We start from the raw sequence: 20611 nt of genomic DNA, 5'->3' as shown, positions 1-20611 counted from the left end.
GGAAATTTAATGAAATCAAATGTGCAAAGGTTTAATCAGTTAAGCAAAGAGTATTATATTCTTTTTATGTTAATTCTGTTGATGTTCAGAGCAATAGGGCCATACAGTTTATTGCCATCTATTGTTGATAATCTTTTATATGCTGCGGGTGCAATTTTTGGTAGTATTATAATATTAATTGATTTAGTCAACATTGTACGTGGTAAAAAGAAGTGGAATTATAATTGGTGGTTAATTGGTTTTTTGGTTGTAATATTTATTTCTTCAATTGTTAATAGAAGATATGGAATTACAGGAAATATTAAATTGTTAGTTTGGCAATCTATTTATTTTTTAGTTGTTTACGAAGTCGCACAAGACAACGAAATTTTTCCAAGATTAATCAAAAAATTCACTGGTTTACTAACAAGTGTATGGTTTGTCTTAGCGTTAGTTTCTTTAATAATGTTTTTCTTTCAATATAGTTATGCTGTTCACCTACAAACAAGATCTCGTTTTCTACGTATAGGTTTCTATGAAGGCCGACTATTTGGGGTTTTTGAAGATCCTAACTTTGGTTCAACTGTTTGTGTGGTTGTTATTATACTGTCTTTTGCATATCTAGTCAGAAAAAGTTATGGAAATAAATGGCTTGGTTTATTACTGAAAATAAATATTATTTTACAGTTCTTATATATTGTGTTGTCAGGATCTAGGACTGGAGTGTTAGTCTTAATATCTGTTTTCTTCGTTTATTCCTTCTTTAAAGTTTTTTATTCTAAAAGAATAAACAAGCAGCATGTTCTTGTGAAATTTTTATGTGCAATTTTGTTATCTTTAGTAGGTTGTGGAATAATCTATTTATCTGTTGATTTGTTTAAATGGATTCTTTCTTATATTCCTGAACTATTTAATGAAGTGAAAACAAAAAATCCAGTCAAAGAAAAACCAGTTGATTTAACTCGTCCAGATGTTGAAAATAATGATGATATTTCGAATGGGCGTTTGGCACTTTGGAAAAGTGGTATCGAATTATTTAAATCAAGTTGGTTAGTAGGAGTTTCTCCTAGGAACATGTTACCTTACGCATCAGATATGTTGCCTCAAACGTTTATTGCTAAAACACAAAAATATACACATAATTCATATATTAATTTGTTGGCATCTACTGGATCTTTAGGAGTTGTAACTTTTTTTAGCTTTTTTGTATCGAGAATTATTGAAATTGTAGCTTTTTCTTTTAGTAAAGTTAATAATTTCTTTCAACAAGGTTACGCTACCTATGTATTAAGTGTTTTAGCTGTGGCAGTTTCAGGAATGTTTTTAAATGACATTATTTTAGTGAACTCCATCGGTTCCTTAATATTCTGGTTATTTTTAGGAAGAATTGTCTATCTATCAAAAGAATTTAAATAAAGGTATTATTTAGGGGTAGTTCAACAAGGTAGCTATTCCTTTCTATAATGGAGGCATTGATTGCTATGGGAAAATATAAGAAGCTTGCTGGGAACTCAGTTGTTTTTGCTGCAGGTAATTTAGGAAGTAAGATGATTTCATTTATTCTGGTTCCTTTATACACATACTATTTAACTACTACAGAGTATGGTATTGTAGATTTGGTTACAACGACGACTAGTTTGTTACTGCCAATTGTTTCTGGTGGAATTGCTGTAGCAGTTTTACGATTTACTTTAGATAAGAATGCAAATAAAAGTATTGTAGTGTCAAACTCAGCTGTGATTTCATTGATAGGAATCGTCTTATCCTTTGCTTTATATGTTGCATTGTCTTTTTTTAATGTTTTGGAAAATGCGTTAATCTATTTTGTTTTGTTATTATCTCTACAAATTTTAACACAGATTTTAGCTCAGTTTGCTAGAGGAAATGGACAAGTAAAAGTATTTGCATTCAACGGAATGTTAAAGACAGCGGTTATTGGTGTTACAAACATTCTATTTTTAGTTAATTTTCATATGGGCTTGCAAGGATATTTACTTGCTTTAGTAGTGGCAGAAATTGTTTCTCTAATATATCTGTTAATAACAACACCGTATTTTAGTTATTTAAAATTATCAGCTGTAGATTTTACGTATATGAAAGATATGTTGATTTTTTCATTACCTACTATTCCAAATGATGTTCTTTGGTGGTTTGTTAACAGCTCAAGCAGATATTTTATTTTGTTTTTTTTAGGTGCAGGTGCAAATGGTCTTTACGCTGTAGCTAACAAAATTCCCTCTCTAATTTCTATGATTCAATCTGTTTTTTCTCAGGCATGGCAAATTTCATTAGTGGAAGAAAAAGATTCTAAAAATAAACACGAATTTCACGGACAAATATTTAAGGTATATTCATTTCTGCTATTTACAGTTGCTTCAGGAATTCTTGTCTTTTTAAAATTTTTTACAGCCAATTTAGTTGCTAAAGCTTATTATGATAGTTGGCAAGTAACGCCTTTACTATTATTATCTGCTATTTATTCAGGATTCATTGGATTTTATGGTCAATTTTACGTTGCCGAGAAAAAAACAAAAGGTTTAATGAATACATCTATAATATCAGGTATCTTAAGTATTATTTGTAATTATATTTTTATTTCAGCATTTGGCTTAATGGGTATCGGGATAGCATCAGCCATCAGTCTCTTCGCTGGCTGGATGGTAAGAATTTATGATACTCGATCATTTGTTCATATAAAAATAGATTGGTCAAGGCTAATAGGCAATCATGTGATTTTACTTATTCAATTTATTTTGTTGTTTTTAGTAGATGCCGGATTATTAATGGTTATTGAATTTATAATGTTTATTGCATTAATGTTTCTTAACAAAGATATTGTTTCAAATTTTATCGAACAATTCATAAAAATAATTAAGCGAAAAAAATAATTTGAGAAAATGGAGAATTTTTCTGATTTAATAGAAAAATTTTTCATTTTTTTTAAATAAAGTAATGAATTTGAATAAATAAAATTTACTAGCTCTTGACCGTTCGATAAAAGTGTTAGAAAATCACTATAGTAACAACAGGTATAAAAAGAAATCAAAATTACGGAGTAGAAAGATACAAAGACATTTACTTAAATAAAAAACTGTCGATGGTCATATTATTAATGGTAGGAGCTCTATTTTCAAATACTCGTATTGCTGATTTCCATAAGTTCTATAAAAAAGAGATAGAAAATTCAAGTTGCAAAGCAAATATGATATTAGCTATTTATATAGCATAGAATGAATGGAGTGCTTTTTAATGTTAATGCTGATTATACGGGGAGTTTTGCAAACGGGAGTAGCGCTCTTGACTACGACGTAATCCTTGAGTCACACAACTATAACTGATCAGTGCAAAGCAAACGTAGGGTATATATACGAGTAGTTGTTTAGAGAGTGTCAAAAATAATAGTGAACAGTAAAAATTAGGTTGGATGGACAGATGAGGGTTAAACGAAGCCTTGTATACAGCAAATTTGAAAAAAGAAAACAAGATAATTGCTATGAAAATTTTAAATAAGCAAAAAACAGTCTGCTATATATCTAAAACCATCAAAGACAATAGAAAATGTGGTAAAATTAGGTTGAAAATCTAAATATGCCAACCAACAAGCAAAACTTATTCAATCAGCAGAACTGTCGAATTGTTTGATGGTGTATCAATTTTAATTAAATAATAAAACTATTGGGTATATTTAACTAAGATAGTAAGGAGTTATTAATAAAGTGGAAACATTCCTAATCACAGGCGGCGCCGGCTTTATCGGCTCAACCTTAGCAAATTATTATAGTAAAGACAATCAAGTTGTGGTCATTGATGATTTATCAATGGGCCAAACTGAAAATTTAAACGCATCTGAAAATATCACGTTCATTGAAGGTAGCGTGATTGATCAACAATTAATGGAAAAAGTACTACAAGAGTATCAGTTCGATTACATTTTTCACTTAGCAGCGATTGCTAGTGTAGCAGACTCAGTAGCACGTCCAGTGGAAACACACCAAGTCAATTTTGAGAGTGTGTTACAATTATTGGAATTAATTCGGAAATACCAGAAAGATTTAAAACGTTTGGTGTTTGCTTCTTCTGCAGCGGTTTACGGCGATGAGCCAACTTTACCAAAACAGGAAGAATCAGTAATTCGTCCATTAACGCCTTATGCAGTGGATAAATTTGCTTCTGAAAAATATGTGTTAAACTATTGTCATTTATATGATGTTCCAACAAGCGCTGTTCGCTTCTTTAACGTTTATGGGCCAAACCAAAACCCTAATTCGCCTTATTCTGGCGTTATTTCGATTGTGATGGACTCTTACAAACGCTTATTAGCTAATGAAGAAGTGACATTCAATATCTTTGGTGATGGAAAACAATCCCGTGATTTTGTCTTTGTAGAAGACGTGGTTCAAGCGTTGGATCTCGTTTCCCATTCTGACCAATCACTTGGGGAAGTGTATAATGTCGGAACAGGGAAAGCAACCGATTTAAATGAGTTAATTTCTTCTTTAAATGATATTATGAAAGTCACTTTGCCAGTTGAATACAAAGAAGCGCGAGCTGGGGACATCAAAGATTCCTTAGCGGATATATCTAAACTACGTGCCATTGGTTATGAACCGAAATATAGTATTCAATCCGGTTTGGATAAATATGTTAAGTATGAATTAAAAGAAGTTTTCAAGTAATTTGTACGAAGTAGTCATAGATAAAAAAAGTTTAATATGGTATGCTAAAATTTGTATGCAAGTATTAAATTTGGGGGATTTAACCTGTGAAAAAGAAAATTTTAATTTCAATACCCGCGTATAATGAAGCAAATAATATACGTCCTCTATATAAAAAATTAAATGAAACTTTAGAAAAAAAAAGAGATGAAGTTGATTTTGAAATATTATTTATTAATGATGGAAGCAAAGATAACACTGTGAGTGAAGTTTTATCATTAATTGAACAAACGGATAATGTTTCTTTAATTGATTTGTCTAGAAATTATGGAAAAGAGATAGCAATGAGTGCGGGATTTGATTATTCTACACATGATGCTGTTATTACAATGGATGCTGATTTACAACATCCGCCAGCTACAATTATTGATATGATTGATCTTTGGCAGCAAGGTTATGAAGATGTCTATGCTAAAAGAAATCAACGCAAAGGGGAGTCATGGTTTAAAAAAACATCCTCTAAATGGTTTTATAAAGTATTAGGAAAACTAGCCAATACGCCTGTTTTACCAGATGCAGGAGATTACCGATTACTTGATCGTAAGGTAGTAGAAGCGCTGAAGCAAATGAGAGAATCTCAACGTTATACGAAGGGGTTATATAATTGGGTAGGCTTCAAAAAGGTTGCGATTGAATTTGATGCGGATGAAAGATTACATGGTGAAACAAAATGGAGTTTTGGCGCATTATTGAAATTGGCAATTGAAGGAATTACTTCTTATACAACGGCTCCTTTAAAGATTTCAATGTATTTTGGCTTTTTAGTTTCTTTTGTTGCGTTTATTTACATGATATATGTATTAATTAAAACATTGATATTTGGAGCGGACACCTCAGGCTTCCCTTCGCTAATGATTATGATATTATTTTTAGGTGGCTGCCAATTGATTTCTGTAGGGATTTTAGGGGAGTATGTTGGCCGTGTATTTTTAGAGACTAAGAAACGTCCCTTGTATTTTGTAGAAAATATATACAGTTTGCCAAAGAAAAATGAGACTAAAGAATCAGAATTAAAAGAGATTGATTAATGAATATATTCATTTTACTTATAAAAAACGAGGTAGTAGTCGAATGACTGTATCTCGTTTTTCCTATATTTGAACCCACCTCACTCCAATGGTACAATAAACAAGATTGGAGTGAGAGCATGACAGACATTATTGCACATCGAGGAAGTAAAGGAACCCACCCTGAAAATACGTGTATTGCTTTCAGAGAGGCTGTTCGTGTTGGTGCTGAAGGAATTGAATTAGACGTTCACCTATCTAAAGATGGTTATTTAATCGTTATGCATGATGAAACGGTAGATCGTACGACAGATGGTCATGGTGAAATCCAACAGTTAACATTAAACGAATTAAAACAACTGGATGCTGGAAGCTGGTTTCAGAAAAATCCTTCTGTTCAATGTGTTCCAACATTGGAAGATGTTTTAAATTGTCTTGAAGAAGAACAATTCAATGGTTTTTTGAATATTGAACTTAAAACGGATATTATTCATTATGAAGGAATTGAGAAAAAAGTTGTCCAACAAATGAATCAAAAAAACTGGCCGTTTCGTTATTTATATTCCAGTTTTTATTTCCCAAGTTTAGTTAAATTAAAAAAAGCTGATCCTAAGACAGAAATTGCCTTTATTTATGAATCTGCAGAGGATTTAAGTCAAGCGGGACCGGCATTCGCGCTTGTCGATAGTTTACATCCAAAAATGTCTTGGGTGTTGGCTCATGAAAAAGAACTTATCACAATTGGTAAACCGCTGCGGCCGTGGACTGTTAATCGGATGGAAGAAATGGAAAATTGTTTTCAGCTAAAATTGGCGGGTGTTCATACGGATTTTCCTGAAGAAGCAAAATTTGCTCGTCAAAATTGGCAAGAAGAAGGAGAAACATAATTGGAGAAAGTATTAGTTATTGTAGGACCCACCGCGGTGGGGAAAACAGCATTAAGTATTGCTTTAGCAAAAAAATTTAATGGTGAAATTATTAGCGGTGACTCCATGCAAGTTTATCGCTCGTTAGACATTGGCACCGCTAAAGTCACAGAAACAGAAAAAGAAGGGATTCCTCACTATTTAATTGATTGCCGTGAAGTCAGCGAAACATATTCTGCTGCTGATTTTCAGAGAGAGGGTCGTCAAAAAATCAAAGAAATTACTGAAAAAGGGAAACTACCAATTATCGTTGGAGGAACAGGTTTGTATATTCAATCACTCCTTTATGATTTTCAACTAGGAAGTCGTGAGATAGATGACTCGCCTGAAATTAGAGAAACGTACAATTTATTTGCGGAAGAAAAAGGGAATCAAGCCTTATGGCAGTTATTACAACAAAAGGATCCTCTAGCGGCTAACAGCATTCATTTTAATAATCGCAAAAAAGTGATTCGTGTGTTAGAGGTCTTTGACAAAACCGGTTATAGTATTTTGACCCCAAAGGAAAAACCAGCTCGTCTCTATGATTATTATTTGTTAGGTTTGGAAACAGATCGCGCTTTATTATATGAACGTATTAATCAGCGGGTGGATCAAATGATGACAGAAGGGCTGGTGGAAGAAGCAAAACAGATGTTTCAGCAACCACATGCACAAGCAGCTCAAGGTATTGGCTATAAAGAATTTTTCCCGTATTTTTCCGGTGAACAATCATTAGAGATGGCGGTTGAAACAGTCAAACAGCAATCGCGGCGATATGCCAAACGTCAATTGACTTGGTTTAGAAATCGAATGGCTGCGCATTGGTGGGATTTGGTTCAGCAGCCAACAGATTTGCCCAAGTTGGAAAAAGAAGTAGCGCAATGGCTACAACAGAAGGAGAGTGAGTAGGCGATGACCACTCATGAAAAAGTGATTCTAGTAGGAGTTGAAACGGAAAAAAATTATCAGACATTTTCTGCATCAATGGAAGAACTGGCGAATTTAACGGAAACCGCTAATGGAGAAGTGGTGTTTGTTTTAACGCAAAAACGACCACAAGTCGATCGACAAACCGTAATCGGTAAGGGGAAATTGGAAGAATTAATTCAATTAACAGATGCCTATGAAGCGGATCTTGTGATTTTTAATCATGAGCTCACACCGCGTCAAAATCAACTGTTATCTGAAGCGTTAGCTGTGCGAGTAATTGATCGTGTACAATTAATTTTGGATATCTTTGCTTTGCGTGCGCGCTCCAAAGAAGGAAAGTTACAAGTTGAATTAGCACAATTGGATTATTTATTGCCTCGCTTGGCTGGCCAAGGAAAACAGTTGTCCCGACTTGGAGGAGGTATTGGGACACGTGGGCCTGGTGAAACGAAATTAGAGTCGGACCGCCGACACATTCGGAATAAAATCTTAGGCATCCGTCGTGAGTTAAAAGAAGTCACTGCTCATCGTGAACGAAGCCGCCAAAAAAGACAAAATTCAGAACTATTTCAAATTGGCTTGATTGGTTATACCAATGCTGGCAAATCAACCATTCTCAACATGTTGACAACAGCAGGAACTTATTCAGAGGATCAATTGTTTGCAACGTTAGATCCTTTAACCAAAAAATGGCAATTGCCTCAAGGCATGGAAGTTACTCTGACAGATACGGTCGGCTTCATTCAAGATTTACCAACACAACTGATTGAAGCCTTTCAGTCGACATTGGAAGAAAGTCGGACGATGGATTTACTGCTCCATGTGGTGGATGCAAGTGCGCCAGATCGGTTACAACATGAACGCACGGTTCAAACATTGATGAAAGAACTAGCGTTGGAAAATATTCCGTGCTTGACGGTTTATAATAAAAGAGATCAAGTGGACAGCAAAGAATTTGTCCCAACCTTATTTCCCAATGTATTGATCTCAACTAAAATTCCTGAAGATAAAGAACGACTGGTTCAAGCTATCCGTGCTCAAATGATGGAATTACTCGAGCCTTATCAATTAGAAATTAGTCCAACTGACGGACAACTATTAAGTGAACTTCGACGGATGACACTAATGGTTTCAGAAGAATATGCTGAAAATGAAAATCGGTATATCGTGAAAGGCTTTGCGAAAAAAGAGTCTAAATGGTTGGCTGAATCCGAAAAAGAATAAAAAATGGTAAGTTGATTAGAAATGATTTGTAAAAACAAATCATTTCTATTTTTTTGATTAGTTGGAGAAAATCAGCCGTGAAAAGATGGGAAAGTCCATATTTATCAGGTTTTTTGTTTTATGTTAGAAAATCTAACATAAGTTCTTGACAATTTGTCATTCTATTGTTATTCTAAGAAATAACTAAGAGAGGAGGATGGAGATGAGAGAAAAAGAGTTACGCCGTTCCATGTCAGTTTTTCCAATTGGTACAGTTATGAAACTAACGGATTTGACCGCTCGACAAATTCGCTACTATGAAGAACAGGGATTGATTCATCCAGAACGTAGTGAGGGCAACCGACGCATGTATTCTTTAAATGATATTGATGTTTTGTTAGAAATTAAAGATTATTTATCTGATGGATTGAACATGGCAGGGATTAAGCGTGTGTATGAAATGAAATTAGAGGAACAAAAAAACACCGCCGAGGCGACTCGTCCGTTAACCGATGCAGATGTTCGTCAGATTTTATACGACGAAATCCTTTCGCAAGGAGGACTTACTCAGCAAAATCCGTTCCAATCGAATGTACCAAGGCTTTAACGTTTCAGCAGCCAATAAAAATGAAGGATGGGGATCAGACCGATGACAAGAAAAGCCAAAACGGCAGAAGAGATTAAACATATTGCAGAAGAAGAAAACGTACGTTTTTTACGACTAATGTTTACCGACATTATGGGAACAATTAAAAATGTTGAAGTTCCTGTGAGTCAGCTAGATAAAGTATTAGATAATAAAATGATGTTTGATGGGTCATCCATTGAAGGATTCGTTCGTATCGAAGAAAGTGACATGTATTTATACCCTGATCTATCTACATGGATGATTTTTCCGTGGGAAAGCGACCATGGGAAAGTTGCGCGCTTAATTTGTGATATTTACAATCCTGATGGTACCCCTTTTGCCGGAGATCCCCGCGGTAATTTAAAACGCGCCTTAGCAGATATGAAAGAATTAGGCTTTACTTCTTTTAACTTAGGACCAGAACCAGAATTTTTCCTATTTAAATTAGATGAGAATGGTGAAATTACCACTGATTTGAATGATAAAGGTGGCTATTTTGATTTTGCGCCAACCGATTTAGGTGAAAATTGTCGCCGTGATATTGTTTTAGAGTTAGAAAGTTTAGGCTTTGAAGTGGAAGCTTCGCATCATGAAGTAGCACCAGGTCAACATGAAATTGACTTTAAATATGCTGATGTAGTTGATGCTTGTGACAATATTCAAACGTTCAAATTAGTTGTGAAAACTATTGCGCGCAAACATGGCTTGCATGCAACATTTATGCCAAAACCTTTGTTTGGAATTAATGGTTCTGGCATGCACTGCAATATGTCATTATTTAATGAAGAAGGTAATGTTTTTTATGACGAGTCAGGAGAGATGGGCTTAAGCCAAACTGCGTATCATTTCTTAGGTGGTTTATTAAAACATGCCCGTGCCTATACTGCGGTATGTAACCCAACAGTGAACTCTTATAAACGCTTGGTACCAGGTTATGAAGCACCTGTTTATGTAGCTTGGAGCGGCAGAAATCGTTCACCACTCATTCGAGTTCCTGAATCTCGTGGTTTATCGACTCGTTTAGAATTACGTTCTGTCGATCCTTCAGCGAATCCGTATTTAACAATGGCAGTCTTATTACAAGCAGGTTTGGATGGTATTCGTAATGAACTTACGCCACCGCCAGCGGTTGATCGTAACATTTATGTGATGAATGAGGAAGAACGTCAACATGCACAAATTGAAGATTTGCCATCAACCTTACACAATGCCATCAAAGAATTACGTAAAGATCAAGTAATGATTGATGCATTAGGTCGTCACATTTTTGCCAATTTTGTAGAAGCGAAACGAATGGAATGGGCAGCCTTCCGTCAAACCGTTTCTGAATGGGAAAGAGAACAATATTTGGAGTTGTACTAAAAAAAGAGCCTTATGGCTCTTTTTTTATTTTGTTTCCATCGGCACGAATGTAATCGTTATTTCTTGTGGAATGTTATAAAATGTTTTGTAACGGCGTATCCAATATTCTGAGGTTGTTCCTTTCTCCCAAAAGTATTCTCCATTTGGTAATAAAGGTAATTTTACGGAAGTTTCTTTATTAGCGATTGCCTCATCTATAATTTCTTTTCTCTGTTGTTCTACCCTGTAGGTATATGCAAACATCAAGGTATAAAAGGTTAATAAGATAAGAATTCCTTGTTTAAGAATTTTCGTTATAAACAGTATTTCATGGTTGTTTTCTGCTTCACTTTGTAAATTAAAATAATAAGCGATAAATTGCAAAATAAGTATAATCCAAAAAACGTAAGTAATATAAAATGACCGAGGACCGATGGGCTCAGCAATGAAAAGAGGCCCAGCTGTACATACGATAGATAAGAACAAGAAAAGTAGTTTTGCTTTTAAATTACCTTTAAATTGAATGAGTATAAATATAAATATTGAAAGGTAGTATAGTAAAGCTAATAGTGCAGTGAAATCTTGACTGCGATTATAGGATATTGTGAAATAAGGATAAATAAAGACAGAGAAAACCGTATAAGTACTTATAAAAAATAGAGCTCCTTTATTTATCAGCTGCGTTGCCTTTGATTGTAAAATATCTTTATCTTGTTTTTTAGAGATTAATAAAGTTAACGTTGCTATACAAAGATTAATGAAACGATTTTGATGAAAAATATTTTCTGCCATTGGTCCAATTGTTTTATAGTAAAAATATGAAAGCGATAAATTGATTTTTTTATAGCCATCAGTATTATTGGCAGCATTTAAGTAAGCTGGATTAATTAGCATAATAATCAAACTAAGGAAACTTGTAACTAGAAAAGCAAGTAAGAACGAATCAATCATCTTTCTGGTTTTCCAAGAATAAATACATAAAGCAATTGCAAGGAATGTGATATAAACGCTGATGTTTTCAGAAAAAAATTGAGTCCCTAAACTTAAAACAATACCTGTTAGAACAGGGTGTTTTAAATTAGCTGTTTCATTAGTAAATAAGTAATTCACTATTATGAAAAAAACCACTAAACTAATGACAGGAGGAACGAAGTTCACAAAAGCTGCCGGCCATCCATAAGTTTGTTGAAAAAGTTTTGTGGGAATTAATATAAGCAGAGCTAAGCTAAAAATCAAAAGAAATTTTTTATTTGTAGTTGTTTTTCTATCTAAACTTAGGTTAGTGAATTTTGTTAGTACTGTAAGTAATAATAGAATTGTGCCGCTCATAAACAAGCTTTTAATTAAAACACTACGAGTAATAATTAAAGCGAAGATATTCCCAAAGTAGCGTCCATTGTATCCTTGAAAGCCGTTTTTTAATAAATCAAGCCCTTCTTGACTTCCCCACATCCATTCATCGTGAGCGTAAGGGATAAAATAAAAAATGATGGTTAGTAGTAAAAAAGCAAGGATAATAAATTTATTTTTTTGAAGAGTTTTCAATATATTCTCCCTTTCTGTAGATCGTTATTTTCAGTTGTTATTATAAACTAATTATATATAAAAACATAGAGACAATTTGTAACTGTAAAAGGAAACTCTAAAGAATGTTTGTGAAAAATGTTTCAAATGTTTGGTTTTTACGCTATAATAAACAAGAATATGCGTGCAACTATTCTATTTTTTAGATATAAAGGATGAGAAAAACATGCGGAAAATGAAAACAATGGATGGGAATGCAGCAGCAGCTTATATTTCCTACGCCTTTACGGAATTAGCAGCCATTTATCCAATAACACCAAGTTCAACGATGGCTGAGCTTGTTGATCAGTGGTCGGCCGAAGGTAAGAAAAATATCTTTGGTCAACCTGTGAAAGTAGTTGAAATGCAATCGGAAGCTGGTGCTGCCGGCGTGGTCCATGGCTCTTTAAAAACTGGCGCGCTTACCACGACCTATACGGCTTCACAAGGGTTACTTTTAATGATTCCTAATATGTACAAAATAGCTGGAGAACTATTACCATCTGTTTTTCATGTGGCAAGCCGAGCTTTAACCACGAATGCTTTAAATATTTTTGGTGATCAAGGAGACGTAATGGCCGCACGTCAAACAGGCTTTGCTATGTTGTCAGAAAGCAGTGTGCAAGAAGTGATGGATTTGGCACCAGTGGCTCACTTGGCTTCGATTGAAGCGAGTGTTCCATTTATGAACTTTTTTGATGGCTTTAGAACAAGTCATGAAATTCAAAAAGTGGCAGTTCTTGACTATGAAGAATTAGCACCCTTAGTAAATCAAGAGAAATTAGCCGAATTTCGTCGTCGGAGCATGAACCCGAATCACCCTTCCGTTAGTGGAATGAACCAAAATCCAGATATTCACTTTCAACAACGAGAAACAATAAATCCTTATTATGAAAAATTACCTGGTATTGTTCAAAAATATATGACAGAAATTAATCGATTACGGGGCACCAATTATGATTTGGTGACGTACTATGGCGCAGAAGATGCGGAAGAAGTGATTGTCACAATGGGTTCAGTTGCGCAAACAATTGAACAGACGGTTGATTATTTACAACAACAAGGAAGAAAAGTTGGCTTTCTTAATGTCCATCTCTATCGACCATTTCCAGTTGAAACATTTCTCGAAAAAATACCACAATCAGTTAAAGCAATTGCTGTTTTGGATCGGACGAAAGAGCCCGGTGCTGGTGGCGAACCGTTATTATTGGATGTCCAAAGTGCGATGTATGAAGCGGACATTCGCCCAACAATTATTGGTGGGCGCTATGGTTTAGGTTCTAAAGATGTGCTGCCAAATCAAATTGTTGCGGTTTTTGATGAATTAATGAAAGAACGTTCTGCCATGAAGAAGCGTTTTACAATTGGGATTGATGATGATTTAACTTATACTTCATTAGAAGTTGGCAAACCACTTGATTTGACGAATCCGAAAACCTATCAAGCTAAATTTTGGGGCTTTGGTTCTGATGGGACAGTAGGGGCGAACAAGTCAGCAATTAAGATTATCGGTGATCATACAGACAAGTATGCACAAGGATTTTTCTATTATGATTCAAAAAAATCAGGCGGGTTGACCGTTTCTCATTTACGTTTTGGCGAGACACCCATTCGCTCAACGTACCTCATTGAACATTCTGATTTTGTGGCTTGTCATACAGCCGCTTATTTGCATACCTATGATTTAGTAAAAGGGTTAAAAAAGGGCGGTACTTTCCTCTTAAATACCATTTGGAATGATGAACAACTAGCACGATTTTTACCAAATCAATTAAAACGGTATCTAGCTGAAAATGAGATTCAGTTTTATACAATCAATGCAGTGAAATTAGCTAGTGAAGTCGGACTAGGTGGGCGAATTAATACCGCGATGGAAACAGCTTTCTTCAAATTAGCGGAAATCATGCCTTTTGAGCAAGTGTTACCAATTTTAAAAGAAGAAGCACTGAAAAGTTATGGTCATAAGTCCATGAAAGTTGTCGAAAAAAATATTCAAGCAATCGATAAGACCGTTGAATTGTTGCATCAGGTACCTGTTCCAGAAGAGTGGAGAACGCTTGAAGTTCAACCGCGAAAACGTTCAGAAAATGTTAGTGATTTTGTTCATGAAATTGTTGAACCGATTAATCGTCAAGAAGGCAATGCGTTATCTGTTGCGACACTAGCGAAAAATGGGATGACAGATGGGCGAATGCCTTTGGGAACTGCGGCAGTTGAAAAACGTGGAGTTGCATTAGAAGTACCTGAATGGATTAGCGATCGGTGTACCATGTGTAATGAATGCGCCTTTGTATGCCCCCATGCGGCGATACGACCATTCTTAGCCGATGAAGAAGAAATGACTGAAGCGCCAGAAGGATTCATTGTACGTGATCTACGTGGTGCCGACGGCTTGAAATATCGTATCCAAGTCTCAGTCAAAGATTGTACTGGCTGTGGACTTTGTGTTGAAGCCTGTCCAGCTAAAGGCAAAGCTTTAGTAATGAAACCTTATGAAGAAGAAAAAGAGCAGGCTATGAACTGGGCGTTTGCTATGACGTTACGTCAAAAGGAAAACCCAGCAAAACCGAATACTGTTTTAGGTTCACAATTTAATAAACCTTTATTAGAGTTTTCTGGTGCTTGTTCTGGTTGCGGCGAAACGCCTTATGTTAAATTATTGACGCAAATGTTTGGTGACCGAATGCTGATTGCTAATGCAACAGGTTGCTCATCGATTTGGGGTGCTGCAGCGGGTGTGACACCTTACACCACTAATGAACAAGGACAAGGTCCAGCTTGGTCAAATTCTCTTTTAGAGGATAATGCCGAGTTTGGTTATGGCATGTTGTTAGCAACGCAAGCGCGTCGCGAACGTTTAGCTAGTAAAATGACCAAAGCTTTTTCTGTAGCCAGTGATTCTTTACGTTTATTGATGGAAGATTGGATAGCACATCTGTCCGAAAGTGAAGGTACGCAACAACGTGCAGCTAAATTACGTGCAGCTTTGCTTGAAGAAAAAACGAATCAACCTTTATTGGAAGCAATTTATGACGATCAAGATCTTTTTGTCAAACCAAGTCAGTGGATGATTGGTGGGGACGGCTGGGCTTACGATATTGGCTACGGCGGGATTGACCACGTGTTAGCTAGTGGCGCGGATGTAAATATGTTAGTTCTAGATAATGAAGTCTATTCCAATACAGGTGGCCAAACTTCCAAAGCAACTCCTGCATCAGCGATTGCGAAATTTGCTGCCAGTGGGAAATATGCCTCTAAAAAAGATTTAGGGATGATGGCAATGACTTATGAAAATGTCTATGTCGCTCAAATTGCCTCAGGGGCAAACCAAATGCAGACGATTAAAGCTTTTGAAGAAGCAGAAAAATTCCCTGGACCATCGATTATTATTGCTTATACACCATGTATCACACATGGTTTAGCAGGTGGGATGAGTCAAACGTTGAAAGAAGCGAAAGACGCGGTTCATTCAGGTTACTGGTCTTTATATCGCTATAATCCATTATTGCGAGAAAAAGGCAAAGAACCAATGACATTGGATTTCAAAAAACCAGATTTTTCATTAATGAAAGAGTTTATGCGCCAACAAGTTCGCTTTGCGTCCTTAGAATCTAGTCAACCGGATACAGCGGAATTGTTATTTAATAAAACAATTAATGATGCTAAGAGACGGTTCTATAATTATGCTCGTTTAGCTGGTCAAGAAGAAAAAATTCGAGCAAAACTTGAAAAACAAAGTGAACCAGAAATAACTGCGCCAGAGAACGAGAAGCCACGAGTGAAAAAGGAACGCGTAGTTGATCCGGAAGCGGAAGCAAGAAGGGCTGCCCGCCGCGCAGAACGAGCAGCCAAGAGAAAACAACGTGAGCAAGATTAAATAGAAATCAAAAAAACGTGTCTGAGCTTTTTGCTTGGACACGTTTTTTAGTTAGAAATGCGATTTTTTGATGAAAAATTTCAAGTTATTTGAAAAAGTTCCTAAATTTTTTTGATGTTTCCGCTTGCGTTCTGTGATGAAAGAAAATAATGTGGTATACTTGTTAGGAAATCTTGAGAGAGAAGTGAGGGGTATGATGTCGTTTCAATTGAATCAATTATTAGATTTGAATTATTGGCAGCAAGTCATCTCAACGGATTTCTTATCTAAGGATTTTGTTATCAATATCATAGATATCCTAGTCGTATGGTACCTCGTTTACAAATTAATCATGCTTGTTCGTGGAACGAAAGCAGTCCAACTATTAAAAGGTGTCGCTGTTTTTATCATTATCCGCATTCTAAGTGAGATAATTGGTCTACATACATTATCTTGGTTAATGAATCAAGTCATCATGTATGGTGTAATCGCCGCAGTTGTTATTTTTCAACCAGAAGTGCGAAGAGGGCTGGAACATCTAGGGAGAAGTTCGTTTTTCCGCCCGAATAAAGGTGCGCAACAAGAAGATGAGCGTATTATTCAGGCCTTTGACAAAGCCATTCAGTACATGTCAAAACGGAAAATTGGTGCTTTGATAACCATTGAACGCAATACTGGTTTAGATGAATACATTGAGACAGGTATTGATTTGGATGCCGATATTACTGGTGAATTACTGATTAATATTTTCATTCCAAATACACCACTACATGATGGTGCAGTGATTATCAAAAATGAAAAAATTGCTGTTGCTAGTGCGTATTTACCGCTATCAGAAAGCAATTTAATTCCAAAAGAATTTGGAACGCGCCATAGAGCCGCAGTCGGTATCAGTGAAGTCAGTGACGCCATTACGATTGTTGTTTCTGAAGAAACTGGTGACGTTAGTTTGACGTTGAACAACGAATTAATTCCTGGCCTAACGCAAGAAGAGTATTTAACAATTTTGCGTAAGGAGTTAATTTCGGAATCATCGGAAGATAAAAAAAGTGCTTTACAGCATTTTATCGATGATGTAACAAAGGGGGTTAAACGCAAATGAGAAAAGCCTCCCAAAAAAGCTGGTTTAATGGTTTGCTTTCATTGCTGTTTGCATTGTTGTTATTTTTTAATGCCAATGCAACAGGCAATAATCCCTCCAATTCAGGTTCAAGCCAAACGTATAGTGAAACACTGAATAATATTCCTGTCCAAGTCCAATACGATAAAGACAAATATTATGTCTCTGGATTTGAAGAGAGTGTAAATGTTCATTTACGTAGTGCGAACCGCATTCAATTAAACATGGAATCAAATGCTGACACACGAAATTTCCAAGTGGTCGCAGACTTAACCAAATTGCCATTAGGGACTTCGGAAGTGCCTTTGACAGTGCGGGGACTAAGTTCAGCTGTTACAGCTGAAATTGAACCGAAAACAGTGACTGTAACGATTGAAAAGAGAGTAACAAAAAAATTCGATGTAGAAGCACAACTTTCTGATAACATTGAAAAAGAAGGTTATAAAGTAAAAAATATTTCTGTAGATCCAAAAACTGTAGAAGTAACAACTGGAGAAGAAACAGCAAAAGCAATTGACAAAGTGATTGCGCCAGTCTCAAGTGCCAAACAAACAATTGATACGATTAAACAAACGGTAAATGTTCAAGCGCTAGATGCCAAAGGTCAAGTCCTAAGTATCGAAAATCCAGCACCACAAGTCAAAGTAACAGTAGGCTTAACTGCGCCAACAAAAGATGTACCACTGAATGTTAGTATGACAGGTACGCCACCTGCTGGGATCGCTCATTACAATTATAGTTTATCAACGTACCAAGTTAGGGTCAGTGGCCCGCAATCAATTTTAGATACGCTAGAATCAATTGAGGTACCGGTAGATATTTCTGATATTCGTAAAGAAACAAAACAATCAGTGACTATTCCTGTTAATGGAGAATACGTAGTTACACCAGATGAGGTTGACGTTTCTTTAAGCCCCGTGTACAATCAACAACAGTCATCAAATACAAATGAAACTTCAGGGGAACCTGCAAGTTCAACAACGGTTGGCTCAGGTAGCCAAGCAGTACAACCAAGTACATCCAGTCAAGTAGAATCAAATACTTCTGAAACAACAAGTGAGGGATCAACAGTAGAAAGTACAACTGCTGGTTCAACTGAAAATACAGAGAATCAAGTGACTAAGGAGAATCAAAATGGGTAAATATTTTGGAACAGATGGTGTAAGAGGAATTGCAAATAAGGAGTTAACACCTGAATTAGCTTTTAAATTAGGACGTTACGGTGGTTATGTGTTGAGTCAACATGAAGATAGTTCAAGAAAACCTCGTGTTCTCGTAGGCCGCGATACACGTATTTCAGGTGAGATGTTGGAACAAGCATTGATTGCTGGATTATTATCAGTCGGAATTGAAGTTTTCCAATTAGGGGTGATTTCAACACCTGGTGTAGCATATCTTACTCGTTTACAAAAAGCATCCGCTGGCGTAATGATTTCAGCTTCACATAATCCTGCGGAAGACAATGGGATTAAGTTTTTTGGGGCAGATGGCTTCAAATTAGTAGACGATCAAGAAGCAGAAATTGAAGCATTGTTAGACGCAGAAGAAGACACCTTACCAAGACCTTCTGCAGAAGGCTTAGGCTCATTAGATGAATTTCCAGAAGGCTTACTAAAATATTCGCAATTTTTAGTTCAAAGTATTCCTGGCGATTTAGCAGATATGACTGTTTGTTTAGATGCTGCCAACGGAGCAACTGCAACAGCAGTCAATCGTGTCTTCGCAGATTTAGAGACAGATTTCTATACAATGGGAACAAGTCCTAATGGATTGAATATCAATGATGGTGTGGGTTCCACTCATCCTGAAGCTTTGGCAGAAATGGTTGTTGAAAAAGGCGCAGATGCTGGTTTGGCTTTCGATGGCGACGGTGATAGAATTATTGCAGTCGATGAATTAGGACGAATTATCGATGGTGATAAAATCATGTATATTTGTGCCAAATATTTAGCTGAGAAAAAACGTTTGAAAAAAGATACAATTGTTACAACAGTGATGAGTAATCTAGGTTTCCATAAAGCTGTAGAAGAAATTGGCTTAAAAGATGTGGTAACGCAAGTGGGTGATCGCTATGTTGTAGAAGAAATGCGTAAAAATGATTACAATTTTGGTGGCGAACAATCTGGTCACATGATCTTTTTAGATTACAACACAACAGGTGATGGCATGCTTTCAGGGATTCAATTGTTGAATGTTATGAAGCAAACGGGCAAAAAATTATCTGAATTAGCGGATGAAGTGACGATTTATCCACAAAAATTAGTCAATATTCGTGTCACAGATAAAAATGGTGCAATGGAAGTTCCAGCAATCAAAGCAGTTGTCGAACAAGCAGAAGCAGAAATGAATGGCGAAGGTCGTATTTTAGTTCGTCCTTCTGGAACAGAACCATTGTTACGTGTGATGGCTGAAGCGCCAACACAAGAAAAAGTTGATTATTACGTTGATAAAATTGCCGAAGTAGTACGTGCAGAAATCGGCGTTGAATAAGAATAAATTAGAAACCAGACACTTAATGCTAGCTTGCGTTAAGTGTCTGGTTTCTTTGTTGAAAATCAAAAAAAGAAAATAGCTAATAAGCTCCGTCTATCATTGACATAGAGCGGTTAAAAGGGTACTATTTTAGAAGTAAGATGCACCGCGTATCTTCTTTTTTTATTTGATAAAATCAAGAAGGGAGTGGCTGTAAATCAATGGAGTTATAGAATGGAGGAGCGAAATGAAAGAAAAAATGTCCGTCAAGACAATTGTAGCAATTGGAATTGGCTCTGCAGTTTTTGTTATTTTAGGTCGATTCGTTGTGATTCCAACTGGGATTCCTAATACGAACTTAGAAACGTCGTATCCATTTCTTGCTTTAATGTCAGTTGTTTTTGGACCAGTAGCTGGAGGGCTAATTGGTTTGATTGGTCACACATTAAAAGATTTTACCACGTATGGTAGCGCTTGGTGGAGCTGGATTATTTGTTCAGGAATTATTGGTATTATTTTTGGCTTCGCTGGTCGTAAAATGGATCTTCAACATGGTGAATTTACAACAAATGACATGGTGCGTTTCAATATTTTCCAAGCGTTTGGTAATATCGTCGTTTGGGGCTTAATCGCGCCTAGTTTGGATATTTTGATTTATAGTGAACCCGCAAGTAAAGTGTTTACACAAGGCGTATTCGCGACTGTTTCAAATATTGTCGCTGTGGGGATTATTGGAACATTGTTGATGAAAGCTTATGCATCAACAAGAACAAAGAAAGGCAGTTTATCAAAAGATTAAGAAACTGTCGAAATAATTTAAATGGTTAAGGGTCTGCCCTAGTAATTACTTTGCTAATGCTCAGACCCTTTCTTTTATGGAGAAACTGAG

15 protein-coding genes are annotated in these 20611 nt (G+C 36.0%); 14 read left to right on the top strand and 1 reads right to left on the bottom strand.

Annotation, left to right across the window (positions count from 1 at the left end):
* Positions 1–9 precede the first annotated feature (9 nt).
* The 9 genes from IGL07_RS09030 (at position 10) to glnA (ending at position 10732) form a co-directional block, all read left to right on the top strand.
* Positions 10–1395 (top strand): O-antigen ligase family protein, encoded by a 1386-nt coding sequence (locus IGL07_RS09030; RefSeq protein ID WP_010817468.1) that lies wholly within the window; start codon positions 10–12, stop codon positions 1393–1395.
* Between the two features lie 47 nt (positions 1396–1442).
* On the top strand, positions 1443–2867 hold the full coding sequence (locus tag IGL07_RS09025) for a lipopolysaccharide biosynthesis protein (protein ID WP_050560583.1): 1425 nt from the start codon (positions 1443–1445) through the stop codon (positions 2865–2867).
* A gap of 828 nt (positions 2868–3695) precedes the next feature.
* Positions 3696–4655, top strand: coding sequence for a GDP-mannose 4,6-dehydratase (locus IGL07_RS09020; protein ID WP_010817466.1), 960 nt, complete (start codon positions 3696–3698; stop codon positions 4653–4655).
* An 86-nt stretch (positions 4656–4741) separates the two neighbouring features.
* A complete protein-coding gene (locus IGL07_RS09015) occupies positions 4742–5722 on the top strand; it encodes a glycosyltransferase family 2 protein (protein ID WP_002376980.1) in 981 nt (326 codons plus the stop codon).
* Between the two features lie 119 nt (positions 5723–5841).
* A complete protein-coding gene (locus IGL07_RS09010) occupies positions 5842–6588 on the top strand; it encodes a glycerophosphodiester phosphodiesterase (RefSeq protein ID WP_010817465.1) in 747 nt (248 codons plus the stop codon).
* A complete protein-coding gene (miaA, locus tag IGL07_RS09005; RefSeq protein WP_438747311.1) occupies positions 6589–7518 on the top strand; it encodes a tRNA (adenosine(37)-N6)-dimethylallyltransferase MiaA in 930 nt (309 codons plus the stop codon). It abuts the gene before it with no gap.
* Between the two features lie 3 nt (positions 7519–7521).
* A complete protein-coding gene (gene hflX, locus IGL07_RS09000; RefSeq protein ID WP_002372073.1) occupies positions 7522–8763 on the top strand; it encodes a GTPase HflX in 1242 nt (413 codons plus the stop codon).
* A 202-nt stretch (positions 8764–8965) separates the two neighbouring features.
* Entirely contained in the window at positions 8966–9349 is a 384-nt protein-coding gene (locus IGL07_RS08995; protein ID WP_002388239.1) for a MerR family transcriptional regulator, read from the top strand.
* Positions 9350–9391: 42 nt separating this feature from the next.
* Positions 9392–10732 carry a type I glutamate--ammonia ligase gene (glnA, locus tag IGL07_RS08990; RefSeq protein ID WP_002356929.1) on the top strand — a complete coding sequence of 447 codons (1341 nt, stop codon included), beginning with the start codon at positions 9392–9394 and terminating at the stop codon, positions 10730–10732.
* Positions 10733–10756: 24 nt separating this feature from the next.
* On the opposite strand, the gene IGL07_RS08985 is transcribed toward glnA, so the two are convergent.
* Positions 10757–12256: a DUF6056 family protein gene (locus IGL07_RS08985; RefSeq protein ID WP_010817464.1), complete on the bottom strand. Its 1500-nt coding sequence runs from the start codon at positions 12254–12256 to the stop codon at positions 10757–10759.
* A gap of 163 nt (positions 12257–12419) precedes the next feature.
* On the opposite strand from IGL07_RS08985, the gene nifJ reads away from it, so the two are divergent.
* The 5 genes from nifJ to IGL07_RS08960 all read left to right on the top strand — a co-directional run bounded on the left by nifJ (position 12420) and on the right by IGL07_RS08960 (position 20521).
* A complete protein-coding gene (gene nifJ / locus IGL07_RS08980) occupies positions 12420–16151 on the top strand; it encodes a pyruvate:ferredoxin (flavodoxin) oxidoreductase (protein WP_025189566.1) in 3732 nt (1243 codons plus the stop codon).
* 196 nt (positions 16152–16347) lie between these two features.
* Complete coding sequence (gene cdaA, locus IGL07_RS08975; protein ID WP_002389035.1) at positions 16348–17232, top strand: diadenylate cyclase CdaA; 885 nt, start codon at positions 16348–16350, stop codon at positions 17230–17232.
* Positions 17229–18392, top strand: coding sequence for a CdaR family protein (locus IGL07_RS08970; RefSeq protein WP_002374494.1), 1164 nt, complete (start codon positions 17229–17231; stop codon positions 18390–18392). Before cdaA ends, IGL07_RS08970 begins: the two co-directional genes overlap by 4 nt.
* Positions 18385–19740 (top strand): phosphoglucosamine mutase, encoded by a 1356-nt coding sequence (gene glmM / locus IGL07_RS08965; RefSeq protein WP_002356936.1) that lies wholly within the window; start codon positions 18385–18387, stop codon positions 19738–19740. Before IGL07_RS08970 ends, glmM begins: the two co-directional genes overlap by 8 nt.
* A gap of 229 nt (positions 19741–19969) precedes the next feature.
* On the top strand, positions 19970–20521 hold the full coding sequence (locus IGL07_RS08960; protein WP_002356937.1) for an ECF-type riboflavin transporter substrate-binding protein: 552 nt from the start codon (positions 19970–19972) through the stop codon (positions 20519–20521).
* Positions 20522–20611 lie beyond the last annotated feature (90 nt).

Origin of the sequence: Enterococcus sp. DIV1368f, assembly GCF_051712245.1 — a bacterium.
GTDB classification, from domain to species: domain Bacteria; phylum Bacillota; class Bacilli; order Lactobacillales; family Enterococcaceae; genus Enterococcus; species Enterococcus faecalis.
Note: the sequence above shows the minus strand (reverse complement) of the source record. Positions and strands in the feature narration are given on the sequence as shown.